Raw genomic sequence first — 12,980 nt, 5'->3', positions numbered from 1 at the left:
TATCGTTGAATAACCGCTATACGCTTTGTTATGAAGACAAGTAGGGTTATGCATGCTTAAATATATTCTCTTGTAGGAGGACGTATGCAGTATCAACATATTAAGGTGCCAGACAATGGCGACAATATTCACATTGATGATCAAGGACAGTGGCATATACCCGAACAACCTATTATTGCCTATATTGACGGTGATGGTGTTGGCTTAGATGTGATGCCAGTAATGCGTCAAGTAGTGGATGCTGCCATAGAACATTGTTATGGCAAGGAACGTAAGATACATTGGATGCAGGTGTATAATGGTGAACAAGCGGCCCAGCTTTATGATGGCGACTGGTTCCCTCAAGAAACCATTAATGCAGTACGTGAATGCAAAATTGCTATAAAAGGGCCGCTAACCACACCTTTAGGCGGTGGCTTTCGCTCTCTTAATGTTGCGCTTCGCCATGAAATGGATTTATTTGTTAATATGCGCACTATAAAAGGCTTTAGTGCTTTACCCACGCCATTAAAAAACCCTTTTACCACTAATATTACTGTGTTGCGCGATAGCAGTGAAGACGTATATTCAGGAATTGAATGGCAGGCGGGGAGTGTTGAAAGTGAAAAAGTGCTCGATTTTTTGTGTGAAGAAATGGGCGTAACCCGTCTTCGTTTCGCTCAAGAGTGTGGTATAGGGATTAAAAATATATCTAAAGAAGGGTCAGAGCGATTAATACGCTTTGCCATTAATTATTCCCTTAAAAATGAGAGAGAGTCACTTACGTTAGTGCACAAAGGTAATGTTCTTAAATTTACCGATGGGGCGTTTAAACGCTGGGGCTTTGCGCTCGCAAAACAAGAATATAATGCCAAAGAACATGAAAATGGGCGTTGGCTTGAAATAGAACGAATCGATTTACCCCCCTTGATTATTAAAGAAGTAATTGCCGATAATATGTTGCAGCAATGCTTGATGGATCCTGCGCAATTTGATGTGGTGGCTACCACAAATCAAAATGGTGACTTTTTAGCCGATATGCTCAGTGCACAGGTTGGGGGGGTAGGGATTATGCCTGCCGCCAATTTAAATACAGAGGTGGCTTTTTTTGAGCCGACCCATGGCACGTTCGAGCGAATAGCTGGTCAAGATAAGGCAAACCCAAGTAGTAGCTTATTAAGCGCGGTGCTAATGCTAAAATTTATGGGATGGGATGAAGCGGCACGTTTAATCGAAAGCGCCTTAGAAACTACATTTGCCAGTGGCCAGGTAACTTTTGATTTGGCTCATTCAAATCATAACTCGACAACCTTAAGCTGCAAACAATTTGCTAGTAAGGTTATCGAGCACTTTTAAACGACTGCATGTTAAGCTGCTGAAGCGTTAGCGGTTGCTTGACGATGAACACATGGACGCTCTGTTAGCTCTGCTGCTCTGTGATAAAGCTCATGTGCACTTGGCTCGTCACATACAGTGCCACTGAGCGTATCCATTAACGCAACTACAATAATGGCTGGTACTTGACAGCAGTATTCATCTAATACAGCTTCGGTTGTTTGTGCATCAACATGGCAATGAGGATGGCTTTTACGTTGATAGGCACTTAATAAAGTGTTTACGTCGAGAATATCGTTTTCTTGATGTTTATTTTTACGACACTTACAGCCGAATTCATCAACTAATGTGGCAAGTGACTGGTAAACGTGACCCGTCTCAAGCTGCGTATTTGGGCATAATTGTTGTTCAATGAATTGATGTAAATTTGCATCAATGAATAACCCGTCTTGTTGTGTGAAGCTTGCTGATGTTTGCATAATTATTACTCTTAGTTTGTTGGCTTAACTTCACTGTAGCGCTAAGTGTAATATTAATGAAATTGTTGTTTTCAATAATTGATATTGATTTAATCAATATTTTTATATGTTACCTATCAACCACTGTATTTGCGAACGCCAATAACTCACGTCTAAGCCATTGATGCGCTGGTGTGTGGTGTAATAACGGGCTCCATATCATTTTTACTTCTATAGGGACAACTTGAAATGGTACTGGGCTAATCACTAAATTAGTGTGACTAGTTAATAGTTTTGCTTGACGACGGGGTAGCGTTGCTATGAGTTGCTCAGATTGACACAGTAAGCTGGCAATCATGTAATGGCGAGTGAATACGCGTATTTTACGGGTTTGTTCTAATTGCCACAAAGCTTCATCTACCCAGCCTAATTTTTGTTTTCCTGATTTGTTAGTTACCGCGGGCTCTGGCCCCCATCCTGCGCGGTTAACCCATATATGCTCGCTTTGTAGATATTGATTTAAGTGAGCATCCGTTAAAAAAGCATTATTTGGATGGGTTAAACAACAATAATTATCTCGCCATACAGTTGCCTGATGAAAAGAGCGCGGGAGGCCATTAAAGCGATTTATTGCCAAATCAATTGTGCCTTTTTCCATATCTTGTAAATTTACATCGCTGGGGCTTAGCACATCAAAGTCAATGCCTGGGTTTTTAGCTAGTTGTTCGCAAATAAAGGGGGCGATGAGGGTCGATTCTAAATAATCGTTTGCCATAATACGAAATGTAACTTGCGCAGTTGCTGGGTTAAACTGCTCACTTGGCTGAGTGATCTCCTCTGCCATTTTAAGCAGTGCTTCAATTTCAGGTTTGAGCGACAGTGCTTTGGCTGTGGGAGTCATAGAGCCCGCAGCTCGCACCAGCAAAGGATCATCAAATAAATCTCTTAAACGTTTTAACGCATTACTCATCGCAGGTTGGGTTAAAGCAAGCTTATTAGCTGCTTTTGATACACTTTTTTCATCTATTAATACATTTAAATAGACGAGTAAATTGAGGTCGACATTTCTTATATTCATATGATCAATTTTATTTATTTGCTGTATTAATTACCTAAATTAAAGTGTGCTTGCTAAGGTGTAAACCTCTAATAAAAAATAATCAGCATAATTGCTAAAAATAGAAGCGCCTAAATCATGCCAAGTACGCCATTAACCTCTCAACATAATTCGGTACAATCTGTTATCGCCACTCAGTTAGCCCGAGCGATATTTGCAGGCTTTGAGGCTATGTTTGCACAATTTTTAAATATCACCTTAGGGGCACAAAGTCGCTTTGAACAACGCCAGTACCATGAGGTGCAAGCAGCAATGCGAGAGCGCTTACAAGTGTATGAACGCCAAGTAAAGCAAGTAAGTGAAGCCGTTAGAGTGATTGCTTATGATGAATTGAACTGCCCTCAAACATGGCAGCGGGCAAAAAATATTTATGGTGAGATGGTAAAAGAGCATGAAAACCAGCCCATTGCGCATACATTTTTTAATTCTACTTTTGGCGCTATTTGGGATGATAAAAAAATTCGCACAGTTCACTTATTTGTATTAAAAGCAAAATACCGAGGTCAGCCGCGCTCCTATGAAGGGCTTGTAAGTCGTATCTCCTTAAAAGAAGGGTTTGATCAGGCAATTAAAGCCTTATTAAATGAGCAAGTGTTTAGAGTCCCCTTTAAAGATTTAAGTAGTGATTTAACTAAGCTACAAGCAACGTTAACGCAAGGTGCTCAGCAGCAATGTCGACAAGTATACGAATTAATAAACTTAAATGACGGTTATATTGAATACGCCAATTCGCATTTTTATCGTAATAAGGCGTGTTATGTCATAGGGCGATGTATTGCAAAAAATGGAGATAACATGCCCTTTGCAATTGCTATTTTAAATACCCCCGATGGGCTTACAATTGATGCTGTAATGATGGGGGCTGATCAACTTAGTTTATTATTTGGCTTCGCACGTACCTATTTTATGGTAGATACCGACCAACCTGCTCGTTATGTTGACTACCTCAGTGTATTAATGCCTCACAAACAACGTTTTGAATTATTTAATGCGATTGGTTTTATTAAACATGCAAAAACCGAATTTTATCGTTATAAAGTAGATACGACTAAAAGTAGTCCCGAAGAATACACGTACCATCTAGCGCCAGGGACTCCGGGTATGGTGATGCTAGTTTTTACCATTGACGGCCTAGATTATGTATACAAGGTAATAAAAGATAAGTTTAGTGCCCCAAAAACAGCAACTAAACAACAAGTAAAAGATAAATATAACTTCGTAAAACAAGCTGACAGAGTAGGGCGATTAGTTGATACTCATGAATTTAGATACCTTGCATTTGACTTAAGCCGTTTTAGTGATGAACTGCTAATACAAATGAAAAAACATATTGGCGATAGCTTAGTCATTTCCGGCAAAGCCTTAATACTAAAACATGTTTACGTTGAACGAAAAATGACACCGCTTAATTTGTATATTAATCAGTGTAATAGTAAATCACTGCAGCAGGTGATGATTGATTATGGTAAAGCGATTAAAGAGCTTGCCAGTGCTAATATCTTTGCTGGTGACATGCTGATGAAAAACTTCGGCGTAACGCGTTGGGGGCGAGTAGTATTTTATGATTATGATGAAATTTGCCCTCTTACCGATTGCAATTTTAGAGACGTGCCAAATACACAAAACGCGTTAGAAGAATTAAGCTCACACAGCTATTTTGATATAGATCAAAATGATATATTTCCCAGTCAATTTAAAGTGTTTTTTAGTGCCAGTAACAGCGCGTTTAACCACTTTAATCATTACCATAGTGACTTATTTACAGCAAAGTACTGGCAAATGACCCAGCAAGGAATTGAGCAAGGCCAGCTTCCGGATGTATACCCTTATAAGCAAAGTTGGCGTTTTAATACTATGTCAGTAAATTAACGCTGAGTTGGTTTCTTCAGGCACAGTTAACACGATAAGGATTATGATGAAATTTACTATACTCGCTTGCTTAGTTTTATTGCCATACTCTGTATTTGCCAATCCCCTATTAGGTACATGGGAGTTTGTTCAAGGAAAATACGCGGTAGAAGATGGGTTTGTCAGCGCTAAAGCCCCAGAGATAACTTCAATCAAATTAGTAACAGCAACACACTTTAGCTATATCACAGAAAAAAATGGCCAATTTAGTTATGCTGGTGGTGGCCAGTACCAATTAAACGATGGGCAATTTATTGAAACCTTTGAGTATGGCAATATTGCATCATTGATGGGTAAAACCATGGCTTTTGATTATAAAGTTGAAGGGAATTTGTGGCATCATTCTCTTACAGAAAATGGCCAGCTAGTTGAAGCCGAAGTGTGGCGAAAAATCAAATAAACCCAATACAAGGAGACTTATGCAGTACATTTCACATCATGAGCAGCAGTTAGCGTTTTCGAAAACCGATAAACCGAAGGTTAACAATAATGAAGTGCTGGTAAAAGTGGCAGCGATTGGGGTTAACCGCGCTGATTGTATGCAGCGTCAAGGTAAGTATCCTGCCCCTGAAGGGGATAGCCCTATTTTAGGACTTGAGTGTGCAGGCACCGTGTGTGAGCTTGGCAGTGAGGTAGACCCTAAATGGCTCGGTAAGCGTATTTTTACTTTATGTGCTGGTGGCGCTTACAGTGAATATGTCGCAGTAGATGCGCAGCAGTTAATGATATTGCCTGATCATATCTCTATGGCGCAAGGTGCCGCTATAAGCGAAGTGTATTTAACAGCCTTTGGTGCGCTATTTGAATTAGGCAAGTTACAATCAGGGCAAACGGCGCTTATTCATGCAGGTGCTAGTGGTGTTGGTGGTGCGGCTATTCAGATGGCAAAAAGTGCTGGTGCACAAGTAGTGATTACCGCAGGTTCGGATGAAAAATGTGAACATGCTAAAAGGTTGGGTGCTGACCACGTAATTAATTATAAAACCACTGATTTTGTTGAGTATATGAAATCACATAAGCTCACTGCAAACGCAATTGTTGACCCTGTTTCTGGTAGCTATTTAAATAAAAATGCCATAGTGGCCGCAATGGATTGTCAGATTATTATGCTGGCATTTTTAGACGGGCGCTTTGCAGAGGTAGACTTTGCACGTTTATTACAAAAGCGGATTTCGTTTCATGCATCAACACTTCGTAATCGCAGTATTGAGTTTAAACGCGCTCTGAGAGATGCCTTTGTCGCGCGTTTTTACGATGATATTGCCAACCAGAACTATGACTTTAATATTTATAGAACCATGCCATGGCAACAAGCTAGTGAGGCTCATGCCATTTTAGAGCGCAACGAAAATTCCGGTAAAGTGGTTTTGCTGGTTGAGTAACGTACATGAGCATAGCAGGATTAATATTGTTAATTAGGCTGTGCGCCCATATAATTTAGTGAACACTATAAAATATTAAGGCAAATAATGAATCCTATTATTGCAATATTAAAAGAGCACAACGTCAGTGATGAAAAAGTAGCCGCGTTGTTTGAAGCATTTACCCAAAACCCAATGATGGCTATGGCATTAGTGCAAGAGCTGGGTATACCACCAGAAAAACTTCAGCAATTAATGGCTGTAGTGATGACTCAACCGCATTTGATTAAAGAAGCTACTGATGAATTAGGGCTTGATTTTGCAAAAGTACAAGAAGCGAAAGACAAGTTAAATCAGCAGTAAACCATCTTTAGAGACATGTTTTATACATGTCTCTATCATTAAACATGTTTTGTTACACACTCCTTTGAACGGCTCTGCGTTTATACAGTCAAATAAATACTTAACCCATAGCAGAGACAAAACATGAAGCAACTTTATAAATTTTGGAAAAATAATCGCTCTTTAATTGTATTCATTATTTTAATGAGTGTATTTCGTAGTGCCGTCGCCGATTGGTACGAAATACCAACAGGTTCAATGAAACCGACTATTGAAGAAGGCGACCGAATCCTTACCGATAAAATGGCGTATGATTTACGTATACCATTCACGCATGTATCCCTGTTGAGAATGGCGGACCCACAAACTGGCGATATTATTGTATTTGACTCGAAAGTAGCGGATAACCGCTTGATCAAGCGCGTAATAGGTGTACCTGGAGATACTATTGTACTTAAAAATAATCAACTCATAATCAATGGTAAAAAGCTTAATTACACAAATTTGCAAAGTAATACGACTTCTTCAGATAAAATAGAAAACTTAAATGGTTATAAGCATTCAATCCGCGTTAGTAATACACGATCACGTTTATCGAGCTTTGATGAAATAACAATTCCTGAACATTACTATTTAGCTATGGGTGATAACCGCGATAATAGTGCCGATTCTAGAGTGATAGGGCTCATCCCACGTGATGAACTACTAGGTAAAGCCGAGCGTGTGATTGTATCGCTTGATTACGATAACTATTACTTACCTAGGACAGAGCGGTTCTTAAAACCTTTAGAGTAATAAAACAGTGGGTATGAAGGCTAACCAAGCATATGTTAGCCTTAATTCGTTTGTGGTTTTTCTAATCTATATCAATTGAATACGCTTCGAGTAGCTCATTTAGCTTCGTTTGCTCTGATGCATCAAACTCGATACCAACACTTAGGCGATTACCCTTCATTTGATTATTTCTGATATAGGACGTGACTATGACAGACTTATTGTCTATTGGTGACAAAATATGCACAAATACTTGGCGTTTTTTTAGCGCAACAAATCCAGAGCTCACATGTATCGCAAAGCGGCAGCCACTGGGTGAAATATCAATGATTAACCCATGCAATAAGCTCTTACTATCGGCGTCTACATCACCTTTGTGTAAACTTATTTTAGCTGGGATATGAGTTGGTAGCCTGCTTGTTTCTCGCAGCTGACGGCTTTCAATTTTTTTAGGGTAAGCTAAATAAATTAATCGTTCTGGGCGAAATGAAATTGCTAATATGCTGGTTGAAAAAGCCACACATTCACCGCGTTCATCTTCAATGATATAACGGACAATAGCGCCATTGCCTTCAACTAAAATATCGCTGTAATCGTTCTTACCTGCTTGAGCAGGGTATTTTAATATTAAATATTTACCGGTGTCATAGCCAATTAAAGTAAGCTTAAAGCGAACTTGAATAGGGTTGTTAAATTGTATATCGATCATCTTTCCAGGAAGTAAATCGAGGAAAAACTTCTTTTGGTCTTCGGTTGGATTATCTTCAACAGTGGTGTTATTGTTATTCGTTTCCACAAACTCTTTCTCAATATTAACAGACACTTAATTATCTTTTAATATAGTGTAAAAATCACTAGAATTAAAGGGGGGATTTAGGAGAGGTAATTAATACTTTATGCTGGTTATAGTGAGTTTTTTCAGTTATAAGCTCCGGTTTATCTATAAAGCTGTTGCTATTTTGGCAACATTAAAGTAAAGAGCATACCTATAACACTTCAAGCGCTTTGCTATTGAAGCCATACCTATATAAACTTTATCACGTTAAGTATTATGGTTTTTGAGCTTATGTAGAGAATACTAGTGCTTGCAAAGCGATTGAGCAAAGGGTGATGGTACCACCTATCTACAATACTACTTAATTATTATATTGTGACATACCTAGGTCCTTGCAAATTTAACCTCAAAAGGTCAACTGGCCTTAAACACCATCTAAACGTTTAAATCAAAGTAGCACAAAGGATGATGATGATCGTTAACATACTTGATAAATTAATATTTGCTTGTGCTTTTATTATTTCATTGCAACTACCGCAGTTGAGTGATCATTACCAACAACATTTAGCGGGCTTGTATCATGCGACCAAGTGGCAAGTTGATGGCTATGCAGATACAGCAAAGCAATATAAATTTTCTAGCACACAAGCAATGATAAACCGTCATTTAGCAAATACTGAACCGAGTGTCAGAGCAGATGCAGAACAAAAACAGCAAACCTTGATGCTATTTGCTGACTTAAATCAAGGTATGAAGCTATTCGAGCAAGGTAATTTAGTGCAAAAATTGCTGTATATATTCTCCCCTGAGCGTTTCGACAGATTACAAAATACACTTGATAACTTTAAGTTAGGTATTCCTTTAACCACCAGTGCGTTATTGTTTGCGCTAATATTAGCTATCATATTAAATCAGCTCGTAATGTTGCCGTATACTTTATATGTTGCCCACAAAAAACGAAACGCAGCGAGTGCTTAATGACGTAATTACTGTTGGTGCTTTTTAATCGGCTTTTTAACGATAAAGGCGCCACGAATGTCACCCAGTTTAAAATCAGTTGCCTGATCATTAGGGTATAAAGTCGCTATTTTTTTAGAAACTGCGGGGGCAATGTGACTGCCATGACATGCCAAACACGCTTTTTGAGTAGGGATCGCTTTTACAAAATACCAGCCATCCGGTCTTTGCTCTTGATATTCTATGCTTGCTATAGGCTCGCCATTGAGCTTACGTTGTTCAAAGTTTAATAAAACATTTTTGAGCCATGCATCGGGTTGATTATCTGAGTTACGAGTTTTTAACGCACTGCGGCTAATTTGCCACTTACTATTGCTGTGTTGTGAAGCAATAGCGGGTGCTGCTATATTGCATACACTTATTGCCGCTAGTGGGCCGCTTTGCTTCATAGTACTAACCAGTAACTGTTTTAAATCAGTTGAAAATGCCTTGATGGTTTGTCGTGCCTCGTCGGTATTGTTAGCAAAAGCAGCGGATGAAATAAATAAACTGGAAAAAAGTAAAATAATGCGCATAATACACCCCTATATATTAGTAATATCTAATATACAGATGAACTGGTGTTTTTCAACTAAATCGTACAGTGTTTCAGCACTTTTTTATTTTTTGATGTACCGCGCCTAAAATCGATAAACAGTCCCAAGTGAGAATAATATGCATACTAGACAAGATGATAATAAAGTAATAAATCAACAAAACACCTATGATGCTGGTGGGCTTAGTGCTGATGATCCCTTGGCGGCAATTAAGGCTATTCGACTTGAGCAGTTGGCACAATGTCGGCTAAAAACACAAAAAGAAGTGCAAGCTGATCTTAAAAAAATAAACCCTAAGCGATAATAATTTGCTAAATTAAATTTATGAATCTTAAACTTCGGATAGTGCAATCAATTCCTTATCTATAAAACACCCTCATCAGGTTATTTCCTTTATTGCTTGGTTATGCGCCTTAGTTGTGCTGTTGATAGGGCTAATATCACCTAACAATAAAGAAATTTTATTGCTATTAACAGTGAGCTCGCTGTGTTTGCTGATGTTTAATAGTGTGGCAATTACGAGCTGGGTATTTCACCAGTTTAAAGATAAGCAGTTACGCTTTATAGCGCTTCTATGTAGCGTAGCTTTAATGCTGTGCATAGTAGGGGATGTAATTAACTTTAACTTATCCCAGCACTATCATCGCTATGCAACGTTAATAAAGCATGACTATTTAATTGATTCAATTTTATTGTTTGCACCTGGCTATAGCCTTTTATTTTTAGCCTGTATGTTGGCCTATAAAAGGCAGCAAGCTATATCGCGACTAAAAAGCACCTGTTTCATAGTTGCGGTACTGGTTGTAAGTGCTACGTCACTCGCCTCTATGTATCTTGATGGAGCTGGTATACCAATTTTAGCTATGACAGGTTTTTATAGTGTGGTGGTAACTGCCGTGGGGCTTATGGGTCTTGTGTTGGTTGTTACTTATGGTGGGTTTTATGCCCCTAAACCAATTATATGGGTGAGCTTAGGGCTTTTACTAGCTGCATTGGCTGATGCCATTATTGGTGCTTTTTGGATTTATGGTAACCAAGGACAAGGTTTTTATCCTCAGGTGCGCTATATAAATTGGTTTATCTATATTAGCTCCCAATGCTTAGTGATTCATTTAGCAAAAGTAGTCGCTTTAGCTAAATAACGTCAACAATAAAAAAGCCGCTAAATATTTAGCGGCTTTTTAAACAAGCACAGTGCTTACATTACTCGCATACCAGGCTCTGAACCATCGTCTGGGTTAAGAATGTATATTTCTTTACCGCCCGGGCCTGCAGCAAGTACCATACCTTCAGACATTCCAAAGCGCATTTTACGTGGTTTAAGGTTAGCAACCATCACAGTTAGCTTTCCTTCGATGTCTTCTGGTGCGTAAGCTGATTTAATGCCTGCAAATACTTGGCGCGTTTCGCCGCCTAAATCAAGAGTTAACTTAAGCAGTTTGTCTGCGCCTTCTACGTGCTCTGCTTTAGCAATTTTAGCAACGCGTAAATCTACTTTTGCAAAGTCATCAAATTCAATCTCAGCTGCGATAGGCTCTTTTGCCAGTGGGCTATTAGGATCGATTTTGTCTTTTTCAGCGATTAAGCTTTCTTTTGATTCTTCAACCATTTTATTCACTTTGTCCATTTCAACACGTTGCATTAACGGCTTAAATTTATTGATAGGGTGGCTTATTAGTGCAGTTTGCACACCTTGCCATGTAAGCTCATCATTTAAAAAGGCTTCAACATTTGTTGCCATACCAGGTAGTACAGGCTTCAAGTAAGTGATCAGCACGCGAAATAGGTTAAGTCCTAACGAACATACCTGATGCGCTTCTTCTTGCTTAGACTCGTCTTTAATAAGCACCCAAGGCGCAGCATTATCAATAAATTGATTTGCTTTATCAGCAAGCGCCATAATTTCACGGATTGCGCGGCTGTATTCACGATTTTCGTAATGTTCAGTAATAGTGGCTGAGGCATTTTGAAACTCAGCAAGCAGCTGTGGTTCCATAATTGTGTCGCTTAACTTACCGTCAAACTTTTTAGTAATAAAGCCAGCACAACGGCTCGCAATATTAACTACTTTACCCACTAAGTCTGAATTTACACGCTGTGCAAAATCTTCTAGGTTTAAGTCTAAATCGGTAATACCACTATTAAGTTTAGCTGCGTAGTAATAACGTAAAAATTCAGGATCTAGGTTATCTAAATAAGTACGCGCTTTAATAAACGTGCCTTTTGATTTAGACATTTTCGCGCCATTCACCGTAACAAATCCATGAGCAAATACGTTAGTAGGCTTTCTAAATTGAGCGCCCTCTAACATCGCAGGCCAAAACAGGCTGTGGAAATAGATAATGTCTTTACCAATGAAATGATAAAGCTCAGCGTCAGACCCTTCTTGCCAAAACGCATCAAAGTCGATGCCTTGTTTGTCACATAAGTTCTTAAAGCTCGCCATATAACCAATAGGCGCATCTAGCCATACGTAAAAATATTTACCTGGTGCGTTTGGAATTTCAAAACCAAAATAAGGTGCATCACGGCTAATATCCCATTGCTGAAGACCATCGGCAAACCACTCATCTAGCTTATTCGCCATTTCTTGCTGGATTGTGCCTGAGTGTAGCCATTCTTTAAGCATGCCTTCAAAGGCGGGTAAGTCAAAAAAGTAATGCTCAGAATCTTTTAAAATAGGCTCAGCACCCGACATGACAGAGCGTGGGTTGATTAGCTCTGTTGGGCTATAAGTTGCGCCACAGGCATCACAGCTATCACCGTTTTGATCTTCTGATTTACAGGTAGGGCAGGTGCCAGTAACAAAGCGGTCTGGCAGAAAAATACCTTTTTCTGGATCGAATAACTGAGAAATAGTGTGCTTTTTAATATGACCGGCATCGTTAAGGCGGTTATAAATAAGCTCACTAAATTCTTTGTTTTCTTGGCTGTGAGTGCTGTGGTAGTTATCAAATTTGATATTGAAATCAGCAAAATCGCGTTGGCGCTCTATGCTAACGTTTTTAACCATTTCCTCAGGCGTGATCCCTTGCTTTTGCGCATTAAGCATAATAGGTGTGCCATGAGCGTCATCGGCGCACACATAGTATGCTTCGTGGCCTTGTAGTTTTTGAAAACGTGACCAAATATCAGTTTGAATATACTCTAATAAATGCCCTAAATGTGTAGGGCCATTGGCATAAGGTAATGCGCTAGTAATCAGGATCTTTCGCTGTGCCATAATCATTCCGAATTAAGCGTTCCTAGTCAGGAACAGATGAAAATTATTACATTATCGATAAGCGGGGTGCTAACAGAGTACACTGCTTATGGATATTTACTAATTGACTGGTGTTAATGCCCTGAATGTTACATAATTCCGTGGCACTTTTCATC

14 protein-coding genes are annotated in these 12,980 nt (G+C 39.1%); 9 read left to right on the top strand and 5 right to left on the bottom strand.

Annotation, left to right across the window (positions count from 1 at the left end):
* Nucleotides 1–84: 84 nt before the first annotated feature.
* Nucleotides 85–1,335, top strand: a complete 1,251-nt coding sequence (gene icd, locus P3J6_RS13155; RefSeq protein WP_198523258.1) for an NADP-dependent isocitrate dehydrogenase — start codon at nucleotides 85–87, stop codon at nucleotides 1,333–1,335.
* 11 nt (nucleotides 1,336–1,346) lie between these two features.
* Here icd and P3J6_RS13150 read toward each other — a convergent pair whose 3' ends face one another.
* A complete protein-coding gene (locus tag P3J6_RS13150) occupies nucleotides 1,347–1,793 on the bottom strand; it encodes a hypothetical protein (RefSeq protein WP_198523257.1) in 447 nt (148 codons plus the stop codon).
* A gap of 109 nt (nucleotides 1,794–1,902) precedes the next feature.
* Nucleotides 1,903–2,850, bottom strand: coding sequence for a LysR family transcriptional regulator (locus P3J6_RS13145; protein WP_198523256.1), 948 nt, complete (start codon nucleotides 2,848–2,850; stop codon nucleotides 1,903–1,905).
* 117 nt (nucleotides 2,851–2,967) lie between these two features.
* On the opposite strand from P3J6_RS13145, the gene aceK reads away from it, so the two are divergent.
* The 5 genes from aceK to lepB all read left to right on the top strand — a co-directional run bounded on the left by aceK (nucleotide 2,968) and on the right by lepB (nucleotide 7,295).
* A complete protein-coding gene (gene aceK, locus P3J6_RS13140) occupies nucleotides 2,968–4,758 on the top strand; it encodes a bifunctional isocitrate dehydrogenase kinase/phosphatase (RefSeq protein ID WP_198523255.1) in 1,791 nt (596 codons plus the stop codon).
* A 46-nt stretch (nucleotides 4,759–4,804) separates the two neighbouring features.
* Complete coding sequence (locus tag P3J6_RS13135; RefSeq protein WP_198523254.1) at nucleotides 4,805–5,197, top strand: hypothetical protein; 393 nt, start codon at nucleotides 4,805–4,807, stop codon at nucleotides 5,195–5,197.
* Nucleotides 5,198–5,216: 19 nt separating this feature from the next.
* The gene (locus P3J6_RS13130; RefSeq protein ID WP_198523253.1) at nucleotides 5,217–6,179 is read left to right on the top strand and encodes a zinc-binding dehydrogenase; all 963 of its coding nucleotides are present in this window, start codon (nucleotides 5,217–5,219) and stop codon (nucleotides 6,177–6,179) included.
* A gap of 87 nt (nucleotides 6,180–6,266) precedes the next feature.
* On the top strand, nucleotides 6,267–6,521 hold the full coding sequence (locus P3J6_RS13125) for a DUF2999 family protein (RefSeq protein WP_008113615.1): 255 nt from the start codon (nucleotides 6,267–6,269) through the stop codon (nucleotides 6,519–6,521).
* A gap of 123 nt (nucleotides 6,522–6,644) precedes the next feature.
* Nucleotides 6,645–7,295 (top strand): signal peptidase I, encoded by a 651-nt coding sequence (gene lepB, locus P3J6_RS13120; protein WP_178956152.1) that lies wholly within the window; start codon nucleotides 6,645–6,647, stop codon nucleotides 7,293–7,295.
* Between the two features lie 61 nt (nucleotides 7,296–7,356).
* Here the strand turns inward: lepB and P3J6_RS13115 are convergent, their stop codons facing one another.
* Nucleotides 7,357–8,097, bottom strand: coding sequence for a flagellar brake domain-containing protein (locus tag P3J6_RS13115; RefSeq protein WP_232735506.1), 741 nt, complete (start codon nucleotides 8,095–8,097; stop codon nucleotides 7,357–7,359).
* 423 nt (nucleotides 8,098–8,520) lie between these two features.
* On the opposite strand from P3J6_RS13115, the gene P3J6_RS13110 reads away from it, so the two are divergent.
* The gene (locus tag P3J6_RS13110) at nucleotides 8,521–9,027 is read left to right on the top strand and encodes a DUF2937 family protein (protein ID WP_198523252.1); all 507 of its coding nucleotides are present in this window, start codon (nucleotides 8,521–8,523) and stop codon (nucleotides 9,025–9,027) included.
* An 8-nt stretch (nucleotides 9,028–9,035) separates the two neighbouring features.
* On the opposite strand, the gene P3J6_RS13105 is transcribed toward P3J6_RS13110, so the two are convergent.
* A complete protein-coding gene (locus tag P3J6_RS13105) occupies nucleotides 9,036–9,581 on the bottom strand; it encodes a Tll0287-like domain-containing protein (protein ID WP_198523251.1) in 546 nt (181 codons plus the stop codon).
* A gap of 139 nt (nucleotides 9,582–9,720) precedes the next feature.
* Here P3J6_RS13105 and P3J6_RS13100 point away from each other — a divergent pair, with 139 nt between their 5' ends.
* Nucleotides 9,721–9,906, top strand: a complete 186-nt coding sequence (locus tag P3J6_RS13100) for a hypothetical protein (protein ID WP_178956151.1) — start codon at nucleotides 9,721–9,723, stop codon at nucleotides 9,904–9,906.
* Nucleotides 9,907–10,066: 160 nt separating this feature from the next.
* Nucleotides 10,067–10,744, top strand: coding sequence for a hypothetical protein (locus tag P3J6_RS13095; protein ID WP_232735505.1), 678 nt, complete (start codon nucleotides 10,067–10,069; stop codon nucleotides 10,742–10,744).
* A gap of 56 nt (nucleotides 10,745–10,800) precedes the next feature.
* Here P3J6_RS13095 and metG read toward each other — a convergent pair whose 3' ends face one another.
* Nucleotides 10,801–12,825 (bottom strand): methionine--tRNA ligase, encoded by a 2,025-nt coding sequence (metG, locus tag P3J6_RS13090; protein WP_041708923.1) that lies wholly within the window; start codon nucleotides 12,823–12,825, stop codon nucleotides 10,801–10,803.
* Nucleotides 12,826–12,980 lie beyond the last annotated feature (155 nt).

Source organism: Pseudoalteromonas sp. 3J6, assembly GCF_903995135.1.
Lineage (GTDB): Bacteria > Pseudomonadota > Gammaproteobacteria > Enterobacterales > Alteromonadaceae > Pseudoalteromonas.
The sequence above is the reverse complement of the archived record's forward strand: the minus strand, read 5'-3'. Positions and strand labels throughout refer to the sequence as shown.

Excerpts from the sequence above, each read along its gene's own strand:
- icd (WP_198523258.1), top strand. The coding sequence starts at position 85 with ATGCAGTATCAACATATTAAGGTGCCAGACAATGGCGACAATATTCAC.
- P3J6_RS13150 (WP_198523257.1), bottom strand. The coding sequence starts at position 1,793 with ATGCAAACATCAGCAAGCTTCACACAACAAGACGGGTTATTCATTGAT.
- P3J6_RS13145 (WP_198523256.1), bottom strand. The coding sequence starts at position 2,850 with ATGAATATAAGAAATGTCGACCTCAATTTACTCGTCTATTTAAATGTA.
- aceK (WP_198523255.1), top strand. The coding sequence starts at position 2,968 with ATGCCAAGTACGCCATTAACCTCTCAACATAATTCGGTACAATCTGTT.
- P3J6_RS13135 (WP_198523254.1), top strand. The coding sequence starts at position 4,805 with ATGAAATTTACTATACTCGCTTGCTTAGTTTTATTGCCATACTCTGTA.
- P3J6_RS13130 (WP_198523253.1), top strand. The coding sequence starts at position 5,217 with ATGCAGTACATTTCACATCATGAGCAGCAGTTAGCGTTTTCGAAAACC.
- P3J6_RS13125 (WP_008113615.1), top strand. The coding sequence starts at position 6,267 with ATGAATCCTATTATTGCAATATTAAAAGAGCACAACGTCAGTGATGAA.
- lepB (WP_178956152.1), top strand. The coding sequence starts at position 6,645 with ATGAAGCAACTTTATAAATTTTGGAAAAATAATCGCTCTTTAATTGTA.
- P3J6_RS13110 (WP_198523252.1), top strand. The coding sequence starts at position 8,521 with ATGATCGTTAACATACTTGATAAATTAATATTTGCTTGTGCTTTTATT.
- P3J6_RS13105 (WP_198523251.1), bottom strand. The coding sequence starts at position 9,581 with ATGCGCATTATTTTACTTTTTTCCAGTTTATTTATTTCATCCGCTGCT.
- P3J6_RS13100 (WP_178956151.1), top strand. The coding sequence starts at position 9,721 with ATGCATACTAGACAAGATGATAATAAAGTAATAAATCAACAAAACACC.
- metG (WP_041708923.1), bottom strand. The coding sequence starts at position 12,825 with ATGGCACAGCGAAAGATCCTGATTACTAGCGCATTACCTTATGCCAAT.